The organism is Streptomyces sp. NBC_01233 (assembly GCF_035989305.1).
Lineage (GTDB): Bacteria > Actinomycetota > Actinomycetes > Streptomycetales > Streptomycetaceae > Streptomyces.
In genome coordinates this window covers 5,663,228-5,683,973 of sequence record NZ_CP108514.1, presented here as the reverse complement: position 1 = coordinate 5,683,973, position 20,746 = coordinate 5,663,228, and the positions used below count along the sequence as shown (strand labels likewise).

General features: G+C 73.3%; 20 protein-coding genes, 1 pseudogene and 1 riboswitch. Of the genes and pseudogenes, 7 read left to right on the top strand and 14 right to left on the bottom strand.

The window, feature by feature from the left end:
• Positions 1–94: 94 nt before the first annotated feature.
• On the bottom strand, positions 95–1,363 hold the full coding sequence (gene glyA, locus OG332_RS27145; RefSeq protein WP_327415906.1) for a serine hydroxymethyltransferase: 1,269 nt from the start codon (positions 1,361–1,363) through the stop codon (positions 95–97).
• A 34-nt stretch (positions 1,364–1,397) separates the two neighbouring features.
• Positions 1,398–1,488: riboswitch (ZMP/ZTP riboswitch) on the bottom strand.
• Between the two features lie 134 nt (positions 1,489–1,622).
• Here glyA and rocD point away from each other — a divergent pair.
• Complete coding sequence (gene rocD / locus OG332_RS27140; protein ID WP_327415905.1) at positions 1,623–2,828, top strand: ornithine--oxo-acid transaminase; 1,206 nt, start codon at positions 1,623–1,625, stop codon at positions 2,826–2,828.
• 12 nt (positions 2,829–2,840) lie between these two features.
• Here rocD and OG332_RS27135 read toward each other — a convergent pair whose 3' ends face one another.
• Both OG332_RS27135 and OG332_RS27130 read right to left on the bottom strand, forming a co-directional pair.
• On the bottom strand, positions 2,841–4,043 hold the full coding sequence (locus OG332_RS27135) for a glutathionylspermidine synthase family protein (protein ID WP_327415904.1): 1,203 nt from the start codon (positions 4,041–4,043) through the stop codon (positions 2,841–2,843).
• A gap of 14 nt (positions 4,044–4,057) precedes the next feature.
• A complete protein-coding gene (locus OG332_RS27130; protein ID WP_327415903.1) occupies positions 4,058–4,360 on the bottom strand; it encodes a hypothetical protein in 303 nt (100 codons plus the stop codon).
• 116 nt (positions 4,361–4,476) lie between these two features.
• On the opposite strand from OG332_RS27130, the gene OG332_RS27125 reads away from it, so the two are divergent.
• Positions 4,477–5,301: a hypothetical protein gene (locus OG332_RS27125; RefSeq protein ID WP_327419379.1), complete on the top strand. Its 825-nt coding sequence runs from the start codon at positions 4,477–4,479 to the stop codon at positions 5,299–5,301.
• A gap of 111 nt (positions 5,302–5,412) precedes the next feature.
• On the opposite strand, the gene pdxR is transcribed toward OG332_RS27125, so the two are convergent.
• Positions 5,413–6,807, bottom strand: coding sequence for a MocR-like pyridoxine biosynthesis transcription factor PdxR (gene pdxR / locus OG332_RS27120; RefSeq protein ID WP_327415902.1), 1,395 nt, complete (start codon positions 6,805–6,807; stop codon positions 5,413–5,415).
• Between the two features lie 47 nt (positions 6,808–6,854).
• Between pdxR and OG332_RS27115 the strand changes: the two genes are divergently transcribed.
• The gene (locus OG332_RS27115; protein WP_327415901.1) at positions 6,855–7,379 is read left to right on the top strand and encodes a carboxymuconolactone decarboxylase family protein; all 525 of its coding nucleotides are present in this window, start codon (positions 6,855–6,857) and stop codon (positions 7,377–7,379) included.
• Positions 7,380–7,849: 470 nt separating this feature from the next.
• Here the strand turns inward: OG332_RS27115 and OG332_RS27110 are convergent, their stop codons facing one another.
• From OG332_RS27110 to OG332_RS27090, 5 genes are all read right to left on the bottom strand, one after another.
• Entirely contained in the window at positions 7,850–8,848 is a 999-nt protein-coding gene (locus OG332_RS27110) for a hypothetical protein (protein WP_327415900.1), read from the bottom strand.
• A gap of 3 nt (positions 8,849–8,851) precedes the next feature.
• Positions 8,852–9,241, bottom strand: coding sequence for a hypothetical protein (locus tag OG332_RS27105; RefSeq protein WP_327415899.1), 390 nt, complete (start codon positions 9,239–9,241; stop codon positions 8,852–8,854).
• Positions 9,228–10,940, bottom strand: coding sequence for a hypothetical protein (locus OG332_RS27100; protein ID WP_327415898.1), 1,713 nt, complete (start codon positions 10,938–10,940; stop codon positions 9,228–9,230). Before OG332_RS27100 ends, OG332_RS27105 begins: the two co-directional genes overlap by 14 nt.
• A 133-nt stretch (positions 10,941–11,073) precedes the next feature.
• Positions 11,074–12,063 (bottom strand): malate dehydrogenase, encoded by a 990-nt coding sequence (locus OG332_RS27095; RefSeq protein ID WP_327415897.1) that lies wholly within the window; start codon positions 12,061–12,063, stop codon positions 11,074–11,076.
• A 216-nt stretch (positions 12,064–12,279) separates the two neighbouring features.
• Positions 12,280–12,684, bottom strand: a complete 405-nt coding sequence (locus OG332_RS27090) for a hypothetical protein (protein ID WP_327415896.1) — start codon at positions 12,682–12,684, stop codon at positions 12,280–12,282.
• Between the two features lie 20 nt (positions 12,685–12,704).
• Here OG332_RS27090 and OG332_RS47895 point away from each other — a divergent pair.
• Together OG332_RS47895 and OG332_RS27085 are read left to right on the top strand one after the other, a co-directional pair.
• A pseudogene (locus OG332_RS47895) lies at positions 12,705–12,893 on the top strand (hypothetical protein); the annotation flags it as partial.
• 82 nt (positions 12,894–12,975) lie between these two features.
• Positions 12,976–13,188 (top strand): hypothetical protein, encoded by a 213-nt coding sequence (locus OG332_RS27085; protein WP_327415895.1) that lies wholly within the window; start codon positions 12,976–12,978, stop codon positions 13,186–13,188.
• Here OG332_RS27085 and OG332_RS27080 read toward each other — a convergent pair.
• Complete coding sequence (locus OG332_RS27080) at positions 13,175–13,687, bottom strand: DUF3017 domain-containing protein (protein ID WP_327415894.1); 513 nt, start codon at positions 13,685–13,687, stop codon at positions 13,175–13,177. The two genes, OG332_RS27085 and OG332_RS27080, sit on opposite strands and share 14 nt — an antisense overlap.
• Positions 13,677–14,537 (bottom strand): bifunctional methylenetetrahydrofolate dehydrogenase/methenyltetrahydrofolate cyclohydrolase, encoded by an 861-nt coding sequence (locus OG332_RS27075; RefSeq protein ID WP_327415893.1) that lies wholly within the window; start codon positions 14,535–14,537, stop codon positions 13,677–13,679. The genes OG332_RS27080 and OG332_RS27075 overlap by 11 nt, the downstream gene beginning before the upstream one ends.
• Positions 14,538–14,783: 246 nt before the next feature.
• Here OG332_RS27075 and OG332_RS27070 point away from each other — a divergent pair, with 246 nt between their 5' ends.
• Positions 14,784–15,458, top strand: a complete 675-nt coding sequence (locus OG332_RS27070) for a proline-rich domain-containing protein (RefSeq protein WP_327415892.1) — start codon at positions 14,784–14,786, stop codon at positions 15,456–15,458.
• 77 nt (positions 15,459–15,535) lie between these two features.
• Here the strand turns inward: OG332_RS27070 and purH are convergent, their stop codons facing one another.
• Together purH and purN are read right to left on the bottom strand one after the other, a co-directional pair.
• Positions 15,536–17,128, bottom strand: coding sequence for a bifunctional phosphoribosylaminoimidazolecarboxamide formyltransferase/IMP cyclohydrolase (gene purH, locus OG332_RS27065; protein ID WP_327415891.1), 1,593 nt, complete (start codon positions 17,126–17,128; stop codon positions 15,536–15,538).
• Positions 17,125–17,748, bottom strand: coding sequence for a phosphoribosylglycinamide formyltransferase (gene purN, locus OG332_RS27060; protein ID WP_327415890.1), 624 nt, complete (start codon positions 17,746–17,748; stop codon positions 17,125–17,127). Before purN ends, purH begins: the two co-directional genes overlap by 4 nt.
• Before the next feature lie 246 nt (positions 17,749–17,994).
• Here purN and OG332_RS27055 point away from each other — a divergent pair, with 246 nt between their 5' ends.
• The gene (locus OG332_RS27055; RefSeq protein ID WP_327415889.1) at positions 17,995–18,570 is read left to right on the top strand and encodes a hypothetical protein; all 576 of its coding nucleotides are present in this window, start codon (positions 17,995–17,997) and stop codon (positions 18,568–18,570) included.
• A gap of 514 nt (positions 18,571–19,084) precedes the next feature.
• Here the strand turns inward: OG332_RS27055 and OG332_RS27050 are convergent.
• Complete coding sequence (locus OG332_RS27050) at positions 19,085–20,728, bottom strand: cell division protein PerM (protein ID WP_327415888.1); 1,644 nt, start codon at positions 20,726–20,728, stop codon at positions 19,085–19,087.
• Positions 20,729–20,746 lie beyond the last annotated feature (18 nt).

Below are 20,746 nucleotides of genomic sequence, written 5' to 3'. Positions count from 1 at the left end.
AGGCGCGGGGTCCGGGGCGGAGCCCCTGTATTTCAGCCTCGCCGGCGTTTGAGGCGCGGGGTCCGGGGCGGAGCCCCGGCAGCGGGGCCGCAGGTCAGGACAGCGGCAGGCCCGGGGCCGGGAAGGCTGCCATGAGGTCGGCGACCTCCGCGCGGACCGCGGCCAGGGCCGGCTCGTCGCCCTTGGCCGCGGCGTCCACGGACCGGGCGATCCAATCGGCGACCTGCGGCATGTGGGCGACGCCCAGACCCCGCGACGTCAGCGACGGCGTACCGATCCGCACCCCCGAGGGGTCGAACGGCTTGCGCGGGTCGAACGGAACCGTGTTGTAGTTCACCACGATCCCCGCCCGGTCCAGGGCCTTGGCGGCGACCTTGCCCGGCACGTCCTTGCCCGTCAGGTCGATCAGGATCAGGTGGTTGTCCGTACCGCCCGACACCAGGTCGAAGCCCCGCTCCAGCAGCGCCGCCGCCAGCGCCTTCGCGTTGGCGACGACCGCGTGCGCGTAGGCGGTGAAGGACGGCTGGGCCGCCTCGTGCAGGGCCACCGCGATGCCGGCCGTCGTCTGGTTGTGCGGGCCGCCCTGGAGGCCCGGGAAGACCGCCTTGTCGATGGCCTTCGCGTGCTCCTCGCGGCACATCAGCATCGCGCCCCGCGGACCGCGCAGGGTCTTGTGCGTCGTGGTGGAGATGACGTCCACGTGGCCCGCCGGGGACGGGTGCGCACCGCCCGCGATCAGGCCCGCGATGTGGGCCACGTCCGCGACCAGGATCGAGCCCGCCTCCTCGGCGATGGACGCGAAGGCCGCGAAGTCGATCGTGCGCGGCAGGGCGGTGCCGCCGCAGAAGATCAGCTTGGGCCGCTCGGCGAGGGCCAGCTCGCGCACGGCGTCGTAGTCGATGAGCCCGGTGTCGGCCTGGACGCCGTACTGCACGCCCCGGAACCACGAGCCCGTCGCCGACACGCCCCAGCCGTGCGTCAGGTGCCCGCCCATCGGCAGGGCCATGCCCATCACGGTGTCGCCGGGCTTGGCGAAGGCCAGGTACACGGCCAGGTTGGCCGGCGAGCCGGAGTACGGCTGCACGTTCGCGTGGTCCACGCCGAACAGGCCCTTCGCCCGCTCGATCGCCAGGGCCTCGACCCGGTCGATGTTCTGCTGGCCCTCGTAGTAGCGGCGGCCGGGGTAGCCCTCGCTGTACTTGTTCTGCAGCACGGTGCCGGAGGCCTCGAGGACGGCCGCGGACACGTAGTTCTCACTCGGGATCAGGCGCAGGGTCTGCGCCTGGAGCACTTCTTCCGCCGCGACGAACGACGCCAGTTCGGGATCGGTCGAGAGAAGGGCGGGATGGCGGCTCGCGGACATGGCGGGCTCCTCCGGGGTCGATGTGATCGGTACCCCGCGAGGCCCAGGCGAGCGGCCCTGAATGCGGTCGAACGCGCACGACTCCCCCGGAGTTCGTTCTCCGTGCGCCAGTCGCCGTGCGTAGCGCCCACCTTAGCGGGCGCGCCGCGCGGAAGGTTTCTGCATCCGGGATCAGAGCGACGATAAGAAGGCGACGATAAGAAGGGTGACGCCACCCTCGTCACCGCTGCACCGGGCAAGACGGACGATCGGAGACCCCGTGTCGACAACTGCTGATGCCATCCGCTCCGCCGACGCGCACAGCGCGCACACCTACCATCCGCTGCCCGTCGTCGTCGCGTCCGCGGAAGGTGCGTGGATGACCGACGTGGAGGGCCGCAGATACCTCGACATGCTCGCCGGCTACTCCGCCCTCAACTTCGGGCACGGCAACCGGCGTCTGATCGACGCCGCCCGGTCCCAGCTGGAGCGGGTCACGCTCACCTCGCGCGCCTTCCACCACGACCGGTTCGCCGACTTCTGTACGGAGCTCGCCGATCTGTGCGGCAAGGAGATGGTGCTGCCGATGAACACGGGCGCGGAGGCCGTGGAGACGGCGGTGAAGACCGCCCGCAAGTGGGGCTACGAGGTCAAGGGCGTCCCGGACGGGCACGCCAAGATCGTGGTCGCCGCCGACAACTTCCACGGGCGCACCACGACCATCATCTCCTTCTCGACGGACCACGACGCCCGCGACCACTTCGGTCCGTACACGCCGGGCTTCGAGATCGTCCCGTACGGGGACCTCACCGCGCTGTCCCACGCGGTCACCGAGAACACGGTGGCCGTGCTGCTGGAGCCGATCCAGGGCGAGGCGGGCGTGCTGGTGCCGCCCGCCGGGTACCTGAGCGGCGTACGGGAACTGACCCGCGAGCGGAACGTCCTCTTCATGGCGGACGAGATCCAGTCGGGGCTGGGGCGGACCGGGAAGACCTTCGCCTGCGAGCACGAGGGGGTCGTCCCCGACGTCTACATCCTCGGCAAGGCGCTCGGCGGCGGCGTGGTGCCGGTGTCGGCCGTGGTCGCCGACCGGGACGTGCTCGGGGTGTTCCGGCCCGGGCAGCACGGGTCCACCTTCGGCGGGAACCCGCTCGCGTGCGCCGTCGCCCTGGAGGTCGTCGCGATGCTCCGCAGCGGCGAGTTCCAGCAGCGCGCCACCGAGCTGGGCGACCACCTGCACCACGAGCTGGGCCTGCTGGTCGGCGGGGGCTCCGTGACCGCCGTACGGGGCCGCGGGCTGTGGGCGGGCGTGGACATCGCCCCCGGCCACGGGACCGGCCGGGAGGTGTCCGAGAGGCTGATGGACCGGCGGGTGCTGGTGAAGGACACCCACGGATCGACGATCCGGCTCGCCCCGCCGCTGGTGATCAGCAAGGAGGACCTGGACTGGGGGCTGGACCAGCTCCGGGCGGTGCTGGCCTCCTGAGCCGGGGATCCCCTAAAGGATCACGTGGGGCAGGAAGCGGGCGTACTCGTCCGTGACCGGCCCCGCCGATTCGCGGATGCCGAGCCCCGCCGCCTCGTCCTCGACGACCCACGCGCCGAGCACCACCCGGTTGCCGTCGAAGTCGGGCAGCGGGGCCAGGCCCTGGAAGCAGTACCGCTCGCCCTCCTCCGGTACGAACGGCTCGCCGCCCTCCCCCGGTTCGTGCAGGGTGACCCCCGCGCCCTCGCGGCCGAGGAGCGGCTTGGCCACGTAGCCGGCGGACCCGGCCTCGGCCAGTTCGCGCGGTCCGTCGAGGTAGGCGGGCAGCAGGTTCGGGTGCTCCGGGAAGAGCTCCCACAGGATCGCCAGCAGCGCCTTGTTGGAGAGCAGCATCTTCCACAGGGGCTCGATCCAGCAGGTGGTGCCGGTGCCGCCGCCGTGGTCGTACGTGCCGAGGACCTGCGGGCCGAACTCGTCCGTGGCCAGCCACTCCCACGGGTAGAGCTTGAAGCAGCTGCGGATGAAGCGGAGCTTCTCGTCCACGAACCGGCCGGACAGGCTGTCCCAGCCGATCTGCTCGACGGACAGGGCGTGGGTGTCCAGGCCGGCCTGCTCGGCGGTCTCCTGGAGGTAGGCGACCGTCATCAGGTCCTCGCCGAGCTCGTCGGTCTCGGAGTGCGCGAAGTGCAGCGTGCCGGGCGGCAGCAGCTCGGCCTGGCGGCGCCAGGCGTCGACGAGGCGCTCGTGGAGGGAGTTCCACTGGTCGGCGCCGGGGAACCGTTCCTCCATCCAGAACCACTGCGGGCTGGCCGCCTCCACGAGGGAGGTGGGCGTGTCGGCGTTGTACTCCAGCATCTTGGCCGGGCTGCCGGTGCCGTCGTAGCGCAGGTCGAAACGGCCGTAGAGGGAGGGCTGTTCGGCGCGGCGGCGCCAGGACTCGGCGATCAGCGCGGCGAGCGCGGGGTCGGTGATGCCGAGGTCGGCGAAGCGGTCGTGCTCGACGATGTGCGCGGCCGCCGCCAGGCACATGGCGTGCAGCTCCTCGACGACGTTCTCCAGGGCCTCGACCTCGGGGAGGGAGAACGAGTAGTACGCGCTCTCGTCCCAGTAGGGGCGCAGGGAGTCGTCGGGGTAGCGGGTGAGGGGATAGATGAGCCCCTGCTCCTCGACGGTCTTCTGCCAGCCGGGGCGGGGCTCGATGGTGTGCCGCTGCATGGGTTCCGGTTTCCTCAGCCGCCGCTGGAGCCGGAGCTGCTGTGGCCGCCGATGCCGCCGCGGGTGACGGCGGACTTGTCGAAGCTGCCGCCGGAGACCTTGCCGCTGCTGACGTAGCCGCCGTAGTAGTACGCGCCGCGGCCGCCGCTCTTGCATTCCTTGGAATTCAGGTGCTCCAGCGTGGAGCGGGACGCGCAGCGCTTGTCGGGCTCGTCGCTGCTGCCGCAGGCCACGAGGGTGGCCGCGAGCAGGCCCATGCCGCCGAGGGCGACCGCGCCGGAGCGCATACGGCGCTGGTTGGTGCTGCTGGTGTCCATGTCTGCTGCTCCCCCTGGGGCCTGGCGTGCTGCCGACAGAGTAGAGCGGTGGCCCCGGCCGATGGAATCCGGCCGCCGTGAGATCGGTGACCTAGAGTCAGTTCGTGCTCATTGGGATGATTTGCGCCCTCGGTGCGGCGGTCTGCTTCGGCACGGCGTCCGTCCTCCAGGCGGTCGCGGCGCGGGCGGCGGAGCCGGGATCGGGGTCCGGGGTGGACACGGCGCTGTTCCTGCGCGCCGTACGGCAGTGGCGGTACCTGCTGGGCCTCGGACTCGACGCGGTCGGCTTCGTCCTCCAGATCATCGCGCTCCGCCATGTCCCGATCTACGCGGTGGGGGCCGCGCTGGCCGCCAGCCTGGCGGTGACGGCGGTGGTCGCGGCGCGGCTGCTGCGGATGCGGCTGTCCCGGATGGAGTGGGGCGCGGTGTGGGTGGTGTGCGCGGGACTGCTGATGCTCGGGCTCGCCGCCGGGGAGGAGGGCTCGGGGACCGGGTCGCTCGCGCTGAAGCTGGGGCTGCTGGCGGTGGCGGGGCTGGTGCTGGTGGTCGGCGCGGTGGCGGGACGGCTCCCGGACGGGCCCCGGGCGCTGGTCCTGGGCCTGGCCGCGGGAACGGGTTTCGGGGTGGTCGAGGTCTCGGTGCGGCTCATCGACTCCCCCTGGGAGCTGCGCAACCCCGCGCTGTACGCACTCCTGCTGGGCGGCGGGGCGGCCTTCCTGCTGCTCACCTCGGCGCTGGCGCGCGGCTCGGTGACGGCGGCGACGGCGGGGCTGGTGCTCGGCGAGACGATCGGCCCGGCCGTGGTGGGCGTGGTCTGGCTCGGCGACCGCACCCGCGAGGGCCTGACCTGGCTCGCCGTGACCGGCTTCGTCGTAGCGGTGGCCGGCTCCCTGGCCCTGGCCCGCTTCGGCGAACCGGCGCCTCCGTCCCGGGCGGGTTGACCAGGCCGCGGCCCCGCTGCCGGGGCGGAGCCCCGGTCGTTCAGCCTCGCCGGCGTTTGAGGCGCGGGTCCGGGCAGAGCCGGCAGTGGTGCCGCAGGCGGGCACGGCCTGTTACGGGAGGGTCGCCATGAGGGCGGCCAGGGTCGGGGACCAGGCGCTGTCCGACGGAGTCCCGTAGCCGACGACCAGCGCGTCCCGCGGCGCGAGCCCGGCCTCCGGGTGCCGGAACGCGGACAGGCCGTGCAGGGCCAGGTCCTGCCAGGCGGCCGACTGCAGGACCGACCGCTCCGTCCCCGCCGGGAGGTCCAGCACGGCGTGCAGCCCCGCCGCGATCCCCGACACGCCCACCCGGCCCGCCACCGCCGCCACCAGCTCGTCCCGGCGCCGCCGGTACCGCAGTCGCATCCCGCGCACGTGGCGGTCGTACGCCCCCGAGGTGATGAACTCCGCCAGCGTGAGCTGCTCCAGCGTGCTGGAGGCCCAGTCCGTGGGGCCCTTGGCCGCCAGGACCTCGTCCAGCAGCCCCGGCGGGACCACCATCCAGCCCATCCGCAGCCCCGGCGCCAGTGACTTGCTGGCCGTGCCGAGGTAGACCACCCGGTCCGGGTCCAGCCCCTGGAGGGCGCCGACCGGCTGTCGGTCGTAGCGGTACTCCCCGTCGTAGTCGTCCTCCAGGATCAGCCCGCCCGTGGTCCGGGCCCAGTCGACCGCCGCCGCCCGGCGGGCCGGGGTCAGGGCCGCGCCCGTCGGGAACTGGTGCGCCGGGGTCAGCAGCACCGCGCCCGCCGCGGCGGTCAGCTCCCCCGTGCGGGCCCCCTCCCCGTCCACCCCCAGCGGCCGCGTCCGCAGCCCCGCCCGCACCAGCAGGTTCCGGTGGAAGTCCAGGCCGTACCCCTCCACCGCCACCTCCCGCACCCGCCGTGCCCGCAGCACGCCCGCCAGCAGGGTCAGCCCGTGCAGGAAGCCCGCGCACAGCACGATCCGCTCCGGGTCCGCGTACACCCCGCGGGCCCGTGCCAGGTAGCCGGCCAGCGCCTGCCGCAGCTCGATGCGGCCGCGCCCGTCGAGCCCGTACCCGAAGGCCTCGTTCGGCGCGTCGGTCAACGCCCGCCGGGCCGCCGACAGCCAGGCCGTGCGCGGGAAGGCCCCCAGGTCCGGGAAGCCGGGCACCAGGCTGTACGAGGGCCCCTTGCGCGCGGGGCGCCGTACGGGCGCGGCCGCCGCGGCCCGGCGCGGACGGGCCCGTTCCGCGACCCGGGTGCCGGAGCCCTGGCGGGCGGTCAGCCACCCCTCGGCCACCAGTTCGGCGTACGCCTCCGCGACCGTGTTGCGCGCGATGCCCAGGTCGGCGGCGAGGGTGCGGGAGGACGGCAGCCGGGTCCCGGCCGCCAGCCGCCCGCTGCGTGCGGCCTCGCGCAGCGCCTCGGTGAGACCGGCCCGCAGACCGCGCCCGGCGGAGAGGTCCAGATGCAGGTCGGCGCCGAAAGTGGCCCAGGATTCCGTCATGGATATGGACCATATCCCTGGGCCGCCTTCTTCCTAGGGTGGATCACATGACGAACACCACGCAGAACCGGCAGACCCCCTCCCCCACCCACGAGCACGCGCCCGAGCACACCCCGCGCATGCAGATGGCGAAGCTGGCCCCGGAGGTCTACAAGGCCGTCCTGGCCCTGGAGATCGCCTCCCGCAAGGGCCTGGACCCGGCCCTGGTCGAGCTCGTCAAGATCCGCGCCTCGCAGGTCAACCACTGCGCCTTCTGCCTCGACATGCACACCAAGGACGCGATCGCGCATGGTGAGAGCGTCGACCGGATCGTGCAGCTGGCCGCCTGGGAGGAGTCGCGGCACTTCTACACCGAGAAGGAGCTCGCGGCGATCGAGTTCACCGAGGCCGTCACGGTCCTGACGGACGGCTTCGTGCCGGACGAGGTGTACGAGAAGGCCGCGCAGCACTTCGAGGAGCGCGAGCTGGCTCAGCTGATCGCCGTCATCGCGACGATCAACGTCTGGAACCGCATCGGCGTCACCACCCGCATGGTGCCGGGCCACTACAAGCCGGGCATGTACCAGTCCTGACCGAGCAGGCCCGGACGGCCCGCACGCCGGTCCGCCCGCCCGACCGGGCCGGGCCGGCCGCCGTGCCGGGCCAGCCGCCGAGCCGGATCAACCACCGAGCCAGGTCGGCCTCCGAGCCAGGTCAACCACCGGCCGGGTCGGCGACCGTGCCGGATCGGCCGCCAGGCCGGATCAACCACCAGGCCGGATCAACCACCGGCAGGGTCAACCACCGGGCCGGATCGGCCACCGGGCCAGGTCAACCGCTCGGCCGGATCGGCGACCGATCGGGTCAACCACCAGGCCGGATCAGGCCCCGGCAGGGGGCGACCACCGGGCCGGATCAACCACCGAGCCAGGTCGGCCTCCGAGCCAGGTCAACCACCGGCCGGGTCGGCGACCGGGCCGGATCGGCCACCGGGCCGGATCGGCCACCAGGGCAGATCAGCCGGCGGCAGGGTCGGCCACCGGGCCGGGGCACCGGCGCCCGGTCAGCCGGCCGGGCGGAATGCGGCCAGCGCCGCCGCGTGGTGGTCCTGCGTGGCCTGCCACTCGGCGGCCGGGCCGGCGGTCAGCACCGCCCACTTGCCGCCGTCCCCCGCGAAGAAGACCCGTTCGACACCGCGCCGCACCCCACGCGACTCCTCGCTGTCGTACCGGTAGACGAGCTCCGCCGCCCCGGAACCGCCCGGAACCGCGCCCACGCTGATCTCCTCGTACCCCCGGGTGCCGCCCCGCAGGTAGGTGGAGGCCTGTTTGACCGCGTCGAGCGAGCTGAGCTCCGGCTCCGACACCCGGAAGACCTGGATCAGCGCGGTCCGGTCGGCCGAACGGTAGAAGACCCCCTCCTTGAGCTCCTCCCGCACCCAGCCGGCCGGGACGGCGATCGTGAAGCCCGACGGGTCCTGCTTGGTCTCGTGGCCCCCCGCCCCCGCCCCCGGCCCGGTGCCGGACGGGCTCGGGCCGGGAACCTGGCTCGGGCCGGCGCCGGCCGTCGGGGAGCCGGAGGCGGTGGGCGACGCCGTCCCGGACGGTCCCCCGCCGGACCACGACGGCGTACCCGAGGCCACCGTCCCGTTCTTCTCCCCCGCGCGGTCCGCGTCGTTCGTGTCCCGGGCCAGGAACCACACCGCCCCGGCGCCGATCACGACGGAGGCGACCGCGATCCCCGCCGTCACCGGGGTCCGCCACCGGCCGCCCGGTCCGCCGGAGGGGGACGTGTAGCCGGGCGGCGGCGGTACCGGCGGCAGGTACGCCGGGTCCGGGGCGTACGGCGGCTGCGGCGCGGTCGGCGCCCCGTACGGGGGCGGGGGCGGAGCCCCCGGCCCGAGCGGGTCGTACGCAGGCGCCGCGCCCGGCGCCTGCGGCGGAACCGGCGGCATGCCCGGTGGCGGCCCTGCCGGCGGTCCCGCCGGGGCCTGGTCCACCACCCAGCGCTGCGCCTGCGCGTCCCAGCGGCGCGGGCCGGACGGCGGCTGTGCCGGAGCCACGGCTCAGCCTCCCAGCGCGCCGAGCAGGCTGCCGAGGGCAGCGGCCGCGCTCATCGACTCGAGCAGCGGAGCCCACCGCTCCAGCGCTGCGCGCAGCCGGGCGGGCAGACCGGGCCGGATCGTCTCGGTGCCCTCCAACTGCTCGGCGATCCCGTCCAGTTCGGCGTCGAGCGCGGTTCTGTCGTCGCCCCGGGGGGCCTCCCGTACGAGCGCCTCGCGCAGGGTGAGCACCGCCTCCAGCAGCTGTGCCGCGCCGGGTGCGCCCGCTCCCGTACCGCCGTGGTGGACGGTGTTGGTGTTGTTGGAGCCGCCGAAACTGACCGCGCTGCCGTGGACGCTGCCGATCCGCACCCCGGGCTCCGGCCCGCTCCCGCTTCCGCTATCTGTCGCCATGGCTCCCCCTGTGTGTGCTGTTGTGATTGCCGCTGCCGCCGAAGCTGATCGCGCTGTCGTGCGCCGCACCCACGTAGTTCTCGATGTGGATGCCGGCGCGCCGCGCGAACGCCTCGGTGTGCCAGCCGCCTTCGTGCAGGACCAAGGTAATACCGGCGATGACCCGGTCCTGAATGGTCTTCAAGTACCGGTCGAGGTCCATGAGATGGAACAGCGAGCCGTTGTCCTGAGCCGCGAGTTCGCGCACCGACGCGCGCGGCCCTTCCGGCCGGGCGCCACCGTGGCCGCCGGCCGCGATCCTCACCCAGCTTGCGACGCCCCGGCCCAGCGTGACGAGGGAGGCCGTGAAGGAGCCGGGGGTGTGCCGCAGGGCCCAGGCCACCTTCCCGAACCGGTTGTTGTTCAGGTAGCGGTGGGCGTCCGCGTCCGCGTTGTGGAAGGCGGCGTGGACGGGCAGCAGCACGTGCGGCGCCAGCTCCACCATCATCATCCCGCCCTGGGTGTGAACCCGTACGAACAGCGTGACGACCAGGTTCTCGTCCCAGCCGCCGACGCGGATGCGCAGGAAGTGCCGGCGGCGTTCGCCGCCCTCCTCGATGGCCTCGGCGCGGTGTGTTTCGAAGTCCGCCCGCACGTGCGGTCCTTCGTCGCGGTGCCCCAGCCCGCCGCCCGGCAGGAACACGCACTGGTCGACGACCAGCTCGCGCATCCGGTCCAGTACGGCGGCCTGGGCCTGCGGGGACCCGTGCGGCGAGGGCACCCGCAGCCGCTCCACCAGGGGCACGACCCCCTCCAGGATGCGGGCGTTGGTGAGCGGCTCCGGTGTGGTGCCGGGGGGCAGGTCCTCGCGGGGGCGCAGTTCGAAGGAATCCTGCCAGGGGCGGTACGCCTCACCGGCCCCGGCGAACGGGTCGTTGATGTCGTACATGATCAGCGGCGAGTGCTGCTCGTCGATGATGCGCCGCCGCACGCGGGCGAACCGTACGCCGGCGTCGGCCTCGGCGGGATCGGCCGGCCGGTGGGCGTACCGGTCCCGGTTGAGTTCGTTGGCGATGGTCCGGGCGACGTAACCGCGCTGGAGTCCCACGATGGTGACGACCGCGGCGAAGACCGCCGGCACCCACCCGATGACGAATCCGGTCGCCACGCCTCCGATGCCCGGCGAGAAGACGAGGGCGCCGGGGCCGACCGGACCGCCGAGCGTGTCGTCGAAGGCGCCGAGCAGGGCCAGCCAGATCCCGAGGACCAGGATCACGATGACGGCCAGGTTCCACCAGGCGTAGATCCGCACCACGACGGACAGGACGCGCGCCAGCTGGCCGGACCGGGCCCTGAGCCAGCCCGCGAGGCTCAGCAGCAGGAACGGGACGAGCATCAGCGCGAGGGCGCCCCCGGTGAGCACGGAACCCACGAACCAGGCGCCGAGTACGCCGAGTGCCCAGCCGAGTTCGGCGCGGCGGGCGCGGAGGGCGTGGGCGAGGACGCGCGAGGCGTCGAACCCGTACGAGGGCGCGACGATCCGCTCCTCGTGGACGTACAGCTCCTCGATCACCTGATCGCGGTACCCGGCGTCTATGTAGGTGCCCGCGCACAGGAAGCGGCCGGCTTCGCTGAACGCCGGTTCGACGGGGGGACGGCCGTTGCGCAGGTCGTCCTGCCGCCAGCTCGTGGGCTGAGGGGGAATCGGGCTATCGGTCACCGACCGACCTTAGATTTCTCTTACATCATGCGACAGGCGTAAACACGCCAAAGCGCCCCGGCCTGGTGGGGCCGGGGCGCTTGGGTCCGTACTCCCCGCCGAGGTGCGAGCGCGCCTCGGCGGGAAGGACGGATCAGATCAGGCCGAGCTCGCGGACCGCGTCGCGCTCCTCCGACAGCTCCTGGACGGAGGCGTCGATGCGGGTGCGGGAGAACTCGTTGATGTCCAGGCCCTGGACGATCTCGTACTTGCCGTCCTTGCAGGTGACGGGGAAGGAGGAGATCAGACCGGCCGGGACGCCGTAGGAGCCGTCCGACGGGATGCCCATCGAGGTCCAGTCGCCCTCGGCGGTGCCGTTGACCCACGTGTGCACGTGGTCGATGGCGGCGTTGGCGGCCGAGGCGGCCGAGGACGCGCCACGGGCCTCGATGATCGCGGCGCCGCGCTTGGCGACGGTCGGGATGAAGGTCTCGCCGAGCCACAGCTCGTCGTTGACGACCTCGGCGGCGTTCTTGCCGGCGATCTCCGCGTGGAAGATGTCCGGGTACTGGGTCGCCGAGTGGTTGCCCCAGATGGTGAGGCGCTTGATGTCGGAGACGGCGGAGCCGGTCTTCTGCGCGAGCTGCGAGATCGCGCGGTTGTGGTCCAGGCGGGTCATCGCGGTGAAGCGCTCGGCCGGTACGTCCGGGGCGGCGGCCTGCGCGATGAGCGCGTTGGTGTTGGCCGGGTTGCCCACGACCAGGACCTTGATGTCGTCCGCGGCGTTCGCGTTGATCGCGGCGCCCTGCGGCTTGAAGATGCCGCCGTTGGCGGAGAGCAGGTCACCGCGCTCCATGCCCTTGGTGCGCGGGCGGGCGCCCACGAGCAGCGCGACGTTGGCGCCGTCGAAGCCCTGGTTCGGGTCGTCGAAGATGTCGATGCCCTTGAGCAGCGGGAAGGCGCAGTCGTCGAGTTCCATGGCGGTGCCCTCGGCGGCCTTCATGCCCTGGGGGATCTCCAGAAGACGGAGCTTGACCGGCACGTCGGCGCCGAGCAGGTGACCGGAGGCGATGCGGAAGAGCAGCGCGTAGCCGATCTGGCCGGCGGCGCCGGTGACGGTGACATTCACAGGAGTGCGGGTCATGGCCTTCTCCGTTAGACAGCTGGCGGTGGGGCGTCCCTGCCCCATGTGCTGGAGGACGCCGCTCCCCTGTAAATCTTGACGTGAAGAGACATCCGCGGTCAGGCTATCCGACCCGGCAGCGGGCCAACCCCCGGGTCCCTGTGGTGCGTGGCACACGGGCCCCACCGTTTCGAAGGCGGAGCCGGTTCCAGGACCCCCGTTCGGCCCCCCTTTCGGCTACTCGACCAGGAAGATCCGGCCCGTCTGGTGGCCCTCGATCGACTTGACGTAGGCGTTCGCCGCGCGGGAGACGGGCACCGGGTCGAATCCCGCGAAGGTGTCCCCGTACGCGTCGAGGGACTCCTCGAAGACGGTGGGGCTGACGGCGTTGATGCGCTGGCGGCCGGGCAGTTCGATGGCCGCGGCGCGTACGAAGGCCTCGACGGCGCCGTTGGCGAGGGCGGCCACCGCGCCGGTGAGCAGGGGTTCGCGGGCCAGGATGCCGGTGATCAGCGTGTAGGAGGCGTGCGCGGGGAGGTGGGCGAGGCCCTGGCGGACCAGCTCGACCTGGCTGACGACCTTGCCTTCGAGGCCGTTGCGGATGTCGTCCGTGCCCAGTTCGCCCAGGGGCCGCCACGGCACGCTGCCGCCTGGACCTGGCGGTGACCTACGCGTACCCGCTGCTCGGCGCCCCGCCCGCGCCCGGGACCACGGCCGTACCGCTGTTCGAGGACCCGCTGTGCCTGGCGCTGCCGCAGGCCCTGGTCCCCGCCTACGAGCGGGACGGGCTCGCCGCGCTGCGGGAGGCCGACTGGGTCTCGGCCCCGGCCCCGAGCAGCTGCCGCGAGATGCTGCTGCACGCCTGCCGGAACGCCGGGTTCACCCCGCGCATCGCGCACAAGTGCGGGGACCAAGCGGGCCGGGCTGTGGTTCGTGGCCACCGGCCGGGCCGTGTCGATCCTGCCGAAACTGCTGTGCGACGCCCCGCCGCCCGGCGCCGCCGTACGGGAGCTGCCGGGCCCGGGGCGGACGCTGGACGTGCAGGTCCGGGCGGGCACGGAGACCCAGCCGGCCATCGCGGCCACCCTGGCCGCACTCACCGGACTCACCGCGCGCACCGGACCCGCCGCACTCACCGCACGGTGAAGCGGACCGCGCTCTCCAGGAAGGGGATCTCCAGCAGCGGCTTGGGCTCGATCACCAGCGCGAGCAGCGTGATCGCCACGCCCAGCAGCCCGTACGTGATCATGTCCGTGAAACGGGAGCGCACCGCGAGCATCCCCACCGAGGGCAGCACGCGGCGCAGCACCGAGGCGGCGATCAGGGCCACGCCGATCGCCAGGCAGCCGATCTTCGGGTGCCCCAGCGCGGTGGCCAGCAGCCCGGCCGCCGTCGCGACGAGCACGCTGAGCATCGGCCACTGACGGGCGGGGGTGGACACGGCCCCCGGGACGGCGCGGCCGCTGCCCTCGGGGCGGGCGGTGTCCCGGGTGACGGACGGGAAGCGGCGGGACCGGCGCGCCTCGTCCGCGGACGCGGCGACCGCGCCGGGCGCACCTGAGGTGACGGGCGTGCCGTTCGCCGCGGCCGCGCCACCGCCGCCGGCCGCGCGCCCGGCGTGCTCGGCGTCCCGTTCAGCCGGCACTGGTCGTCCGTTCCGCCGCCTCGACGACGTTGACGAGCAGCTGGGCCCGGGTCATCGGGCCGACTCCGCCCGGGTTCGGGGAGATCCACTCGGCCACTTCGGCCACGCCGGGGTGCACGTCGCCGACGATCTTCCCGTTCTGGTCGCGGCTGACGCCCACGTCGAGCACGGCCGCGCCCGGCTTCACGTCCTCCGGCTTGACCAGGTGCGGGACACCGGCCGCGGCGACGATGATGTCCGCCTGGCGCAGCAGCCCGGAGAGGTCGCGCGTACCGGTGTGGCAGAGCGTCACGGTGGCGTTCTCGGACTTGCGGGTGAGCAGCAGCCCGATGGAGCGCCCCACGGTGATCCCGCGGCCCAGGACGACGACGTGCGCGCCGTTGATGCCGACGCCGTGGTGGCGCAGCAGTTCGACGATCCCGTACGGGGTGCAGGGCAGCGGGCCCGGCTCGTTCAGCACCAGCCGGCCGAGCGACATGGGGTGCAGGCCGTCAGCGTCCTTCAGCGGATCCATCAGCTCCAGGACCCGGTTGGTGTCGATGCCCTTGGGGAGCGGGAGTTGGACGATGTAGCCCGTGCACTCCGGGTTGGCGTTGAGCTCCCGCACGACCGCCTCGATGTCCTCCTGGGAGGCCGTCGCGGGCAGTTCGCGCTGGATGGAGGCGATGCCGACCTCGGCGCAGTCCTTGTGCTTGCCGTTGACGTACCAGCGGCTGCCCGGATCGTCACCGACCAGGAGGGTGCCGAGGCCGGGGGTGATGCCCCGGGCCTTCAGGGCCGCCACGCGGGCGGTCAGTTCGGACTTGATCGCGGCCGCGGTGGCCTTGCCATCGAGAATCTTGGCGGTCATGCCCCCATCCTCCCGGATGAGGTGGCCTCGGTTCCAGTCAAGGCGCTCACAGGTGTGCAGGGTTCATTGCACTTGCACAACAAGTCACCGGCCGCACGGTAACGAACTGGACAAGCCCCGGGCCGCCGGACGACGATGAAACGACTGAGTGCCGCGGGCAGTGCCGGGGGGCGGACCGCACCGTGCAGGATTCCTCCGCGCTTCATTGCCGTGCGTCCCCGCACTTCCACGGAGGAACACCCCAAGATGAGCTTCGGCGACCCGCACAATCCGTACGGACAGCAGCCGCCCCAGGCCCCGCAGGGCCAGCCCGGCTACGGCTACCCGCAGCAGGCCCCGCAGGGCATCCCGCCGCAGGGCGGCTACGCCTACCCGCAGCAGGCCCCACAGGGGTATCCGGGCGGTCCGGCCGGATATCCGGGGGCGCCGGTCGGGTACCCGGGAGCGGACATGGAGATGCCCGGCGGTGCGAAGGCCGCCCGCGTCATCCTCTTCGTCCTGGGCGGCCTGCAGGCCTTGGGCGGCCTGCTCGTCATCGTCCTCGGTGCGGTCTTCGCCTCCCTCTTCACGGAATCGTCCAGCTCCTCGGCGACCGAGGCGGGAGCCATCGCCGGCGGCGCGTTCGTCATCGTCGGCATTTTCTTCATCGGCCTGTCCCTGTGGCCCATCCTCACCGCCGCCAAGCTGCGCAAGGGCCGCACCGGGGTCCGTGTCTCCGGCATCATCTTCGGCTCGCTGCAGTCCCTGTTCGCGGGCATCGGCCTGCTCGGCAACCTGGTCATTCTCGGCGCCGACGAGCAAACCCCGGTCGGCGGTGCCATCCTCTCCCTGCTCATGGCCGCGGTCTCCCTCGGCCTCGGCATCGTGGTCATCGTGGGCCTCGCCAAGGCCGGCGACTACTTCCGGCGCCCGAGCTACTGAGCCTCGTACACATCTCGTACGCACAGGCGAAGGCCGCGTCCCGCAGTGCGGGACGCGGCCTTCGCCGTAACGCGGACTCAGTGGAAGAAGTGCCGGGTCCCGGTGAAGTACATGGTCACGCCGGCCTTCTGCGCGGCCTCGACGACCAGTTCGTCACGGACCGAACCGCCCGGCTGGACCACGGCCTTGATGCCCGCGGCCGTCAGGATCTCCAGCCCGTCCGGGAAGGGGAAGAAGGCGTCGGACGCGGCGTACGAGCCCTGCGCGCGCTCGGCGCCCGCCCGCTCCACGGCGAGCTTCGCCGAGTCGACGCGGTTGACCTGGCCCATGCCGACGCCGACCGAGGCGCCGTCCTTGGCGAGCAGGATCGCGTTGGACTTGACGGCCCGGCAGGCCTTCCACGCGAAGGCCAGCTCGGCGAGCTCGGTCTCGGAGAGGGCGTCGCCGGTGGCGAGGGTCCAGTTGGCCGGGTCGTCGCCGTCGGCCTGGAAGACGTCCGACTGCTGGAGCAGCGTGCCGCCCGAGATCGGCTTGAGGTCGCCCGGCTGGTGCGGGGTGCCGTCCACCTTGAGGACGCGGATGTTCTTCTTCTTGGCCAGGATCTCGACCGCGCCGTCCTCGTAGCCGGGGGCGGCGATGACCTCGGTGAAGATCTCCGCGACCTGCTCGGCGAGCTCGACGGTCACCGGGCGGTTGACGGCGATGACGCCGCCGAAGGCCGACAGCGGGTCGCAGGCGTGCGCCTTGCGGTGGGCGGCGGCGACGTCCGCGCCGACCGCGATGCCGCACGGGTTGGCGTGCTTGATGATCGCGACGCAGGGCTCGTCGTGGTCGTAGGCGGCGCGGCGCGCGGCCTCGGTGTCCACGTAGTTGTTGAAGGACATCTCCTTGCCGTGCAGCTGCTCGGCGTTGGCGAGCCCGCCCGGCTGCCCGTCGGTGTAGAGCGCGGCGGCCTGATGCGGGTTCTCGCCGTAGCGCAGGGTCGACTTGCGCTCCCAGGCGCCCGCGAGGAACTCCGGCAGGACGGCCTCCGGCTCCGGCGCGTACGCGTTCGTGAACCAGGAGGCCACAGCCACGTCGTAGGCGGCGGTGTGCTGGAAGGCCTCGGCCGCCAGGCGCTTGCGGGCGGTGAGGTCGAAGCCGCCGCCCTGGGCCGCGGCGATGACGTCGGCGTACCGCTCGGGGCTGGTGACGACGGCGACCGACGGGTGGTTCTTGGCGGCGGCGCGGACCATCGACGGACCGCCGATGTCGATCTGCTCGACGCACTCGTCGGGGGTGGCACCCGACTGGACGGTGGCCAGGAACGGGTACAGGTTGACGACCACCAGATCGAAGGGCTCGACGCCCAGCTCGGCGAGCTGGTTGCGGTGGTCCTCCAGGCGCAGGTCGGCGAGGATGCCGGCGTGCACGCGCGGGTGCAGGGTCTTGACGCGGCCGTCCAGGCACTCGGGGAAGCCGGTCAGCTCCTCGACCTTGGTGACGGGCACCCCGGCAGCGGCGATCTTCGAGGCGGTGGAGCCGGTGGAGACGAGCGCGACGCCCGCCTCGTGCAGCCCGCGGGCCAGCTCTTCCAGTCCCGTCTTGTCGTAGACGCTGATGAGCGCACGCCGGATCGGCCGCTGGTTCGTGGTCGGGTCGTTGCTCGCTGCGATGTCTGCGGCGGTCACTGGATTGTTACCTTTCGTCCCTCAATGCGGTAGCCGTGCCGGGCCAGGCGCCCCACGACATCGACGAGCAGCTGGCGCTCGACTTCCTTGATGCGCTCATGGAGAGCGGCTTCGTCGTCCTCGTCCCTGACCTCGACCACACCCTGGGCGATGATCGGACCGGTGTCCACGCCGCTGTCCACGAAGTGGACCGTGCAGCCGGTGACCTTCGCGCCGTAGGAGAGCGCGTCCCGTACGCCGTGCGCACCGGGGAAGGCGGGGAGGAGGGCGGGGTGGGTGTTGATGAACCGGCCGCCGAAGCGGTCGATGAACTCCTTGCCCACGATCTTCATGAACCCGGCCGACACGACGAGGTCCGGCGCGTGGGCGTCGGTCGCCTCCGTCAGGGCGACGTCCCACTCCGCACGGCTCGCGTAGTCCTTCACCGGGCAGACGAAGGTGGGGATCCCGGCCTTCTCCGCCCGCTCCAGGCCGGCGATGCCCTTGCGGTCGGCCCCCACGGCGACGACTTCGGCACCGAAGCCCTCGGATCCGCCGGGGTGGGCGTCGATGGCGTCGAGCAGGGCCTGGAGGTTGGTGCCGGAGCCGGAGACCAGCACGACCAGGCGGGAGGCGGCCATGGGAGGCCCTTTCTCGCGGGAATTGCGGTGTTCGTCTTTGTGTGGTCATACGAAACTTCGGGGTACCGATATACGGGGAACCATACGAAGCCACCGACCGCCTGCAACGATACCGGCACACCGGACGGCCCCCGAGGGACGGGGGGACGGCCGGGCGGTAGCGTCTGGCGTTACAAGCAGCAAACTGGCCTCACCTCGCCACGACGTCGCCACGACGTCCATGACACAGGGGAAGAAACACACCCGATGCCGGACCGCCGTCAGCCCGACTCCCCCACCGACGACAACCCCTTCGCGGCTCCGCCGGAAGGCCGGCCCGACCAGCCCTGGCAGCCGCGCAGCGGCGGTGACGGCGGGAACGGGGAGGGCCCGGGGGATTCCGACGGCCGCCGGGGCCCGGCGCGCTGGGACCCGACCGACCCGATCCAGCGCCGCGCCCGCTATGCGCTGCTGGCCGGCATGTGGGGCTTCTTCTTCGGGATCTTCGGCATCCCGTCGGTCGGCCTGCTGCTGGGCGCGCTCGCCCTGTACTGGGGAATCAGCGCCCTCCGCGGCAAGCCCGCGGCGGCGGCCGCCCCGGGCGCCCCCACCGGCCTGGACGCCCTGGGCCCGGCGGCCCGCCCCCAGCGCACGGCGGCGGTGAGCGGCCTGGTCACGGCCTCGCTGGCGATCCTGCTGGCGCTGAGCTCGTACGGGCTGCAGCTCGCGTACAAGGACTTCTACGTCTGCCGCGACGACGCCCTCACGAACTCGGCGGAACTCCAGTGCAACACCCTCCTCCCGGACAACGTGGTGGGCGACGTCCTGAAGGTCCGCCAGTAGCCCCCACCGCCGCTTGAGACGCGGGTCCCGGGGCGGCCCCCTGCGACCCCGCCGGCGCTTGAGGCGCGGGTCCCGGGGCGGACCCCCGACCCTCGGCCCCGCCGCCACACTCCAGCCCCGCCGGCACCCCCAGCCTCGCCGCCACACTCCAGCCCCGCTGGCACCCCCAGCCTCGCCGCCACACTCCAGCCCCGCTGGCGCTTGAGGCGCGGGGCCCGGGGCGGAGCCCCGATCCTTCGGCCCCGCCGCCACATGCCAGCCCCGCCCGCCCCTCCAGCCCCGCCGGCGTTTGAGGCGCGGGGCCCGGGGCGGAGCCCCGATCCTTCAGCTCCGCCGCCACACTCCAGCCCCGCCGGCGCATGAGGCGCAGGCCCCGGCTCGGGCCCCCCGTCCCTTCGGCCCCGCCGCCACACTCCAGCCCCGCCCGCCCCTCCAGCCTCGCCGGCGCTTGAGGCGCCGGGGGTCCCCCGGACGGAGTCTGGGGGAGGTCTGGGGGCAGAGCCCCCGGGAGGACTTAGGCGAGCGGCTTCCGCCGGGCCAAGACCCGCGCCCCCACCACCGGCGGAGCCAACGGCGGAGCCGGATCCACCGGCAGGTCGACCGGTTTGGCCGCGATCAGGATCGGCGTCAGATCCAGCCCGTGCCCCGACACGACGGTCACCGCCCGAGGCGCCCGCGCAACAGGAGCCTCAGCAGCGGCCGGAGCCGAAGGCAAAGGAGCCAAAGGAGCCAAAGGAGCCGCCGGAGGCTCCGGCGGGGCCCCCGCCCCGATCTCCGGAATCAGCGTGCCCGCAGCCCTCCGCATCGCGGCCCACCGAACCTCCCGGACACCACTGTCGTGCCACCGGTCGTCCACCACCTCGTCCACGTCCAGCGCGGACAGCGCGTCGAGCGCGGCCAACCCCCTGGCCGGCCGGTTCCGCCACGCATGCACCGACACCGCCACCGGCACCGCCAGCAGCAGCGTCCACGCGCAGGCAGCCGCTCCGGTGGCCCACCACACCGGCCCGAAGTCGGACAGCCGCCGCGAGCCCAGCGGCCCCGCCGAGACCCCCGCGAGCCCGGTCATCACCAGCCCGCAGACCACCGCCCCCAGCGCCGCCGTGAGCGCGGTCTCCCCGTACGAGACCTCGCGCGCCCGGCGGACCGCGAACCAGCCCACCGCCAGCCCGGCGACCACCGGCACTCCGGCGACCGCCCAGGTCAGCGGGGTACCGGGCCCCTCGGGCGGGAGCGCCGCCAGCAGCGGGAACCGCGGCAGCCCGGGCTGGCCCGCGAAGCCGAGCGGCGTGGCGGTGGCGTCGGCGCCGAGGGCGAAGCCGGGCCCGAGGGCGTAGGCGGCGCCCCAGACCATGGCGTTCGGCATCAGCGCGAGTGCGAGCAGCAGGACCGCGAACCGGCCCGACCACACTCCGGTCAGCGACAGGAACGAGGTCTGGACCTCGGCGCCATGCCAGGCGAGCGAGGCGCCGACGAGCAGCGCGCCGCCGCCCAGCAGGACCAGTGCTCCGCCCGCGCCGGCCCGCAGCGCCAGCGCGTACCGGGGGCGCGCGACGGCCCTCCGTACGCCCCCTGGCAGCCAGGACGGCAGCGGCCCGAGCGGACGCCCCCTGGCCCCCCACACCCCGCCCAGGGCGGCGAGCACGGCGACCAGCGGGACGTGCCAGGCCGCGCTGATCGGGTCGGCCGGCATGGGGCCGCCGGCGGCGTAGACCGTGGCGAGGGCCCCGACGGCGAGGTATCCGCAGAGCACGGCCGAGAACACGGCGCCGGCCGGCAGCACCTCCTCGTCCTCCTCCTCGGACGCGCTCCCCAGTCGGGCTGCCCGCCGCATGAGGAGCACGGGCAGTGCGACGAGGAGCAGGGGCGTCAGGCCGACGGGCGCGGGCACGCCGGACAGCGTCTCGTAGCGCACCAGCTCCGTCCCGTGGGCGAGCAGCCACAGCCCGGCGGCGAGGTGCAGGGCTCCGCCGGGGCCGCTGTCGGGGTAGGGGGAACTGATCCACAGCACGATGACGAGCACGGCGAGGAAGCCGAGCCCGAGTCCGGCCGCCACGGCGCCGCCCGCCACGCATGCTGCGGCGGCGGGCGAACGGCGCCGCGCACGGGCTCGCGGGGCCGCCGGCAACGAGGTCCCGTGTTCGGTCACTTGGGTCACCCCGCCATGGTGCCAACG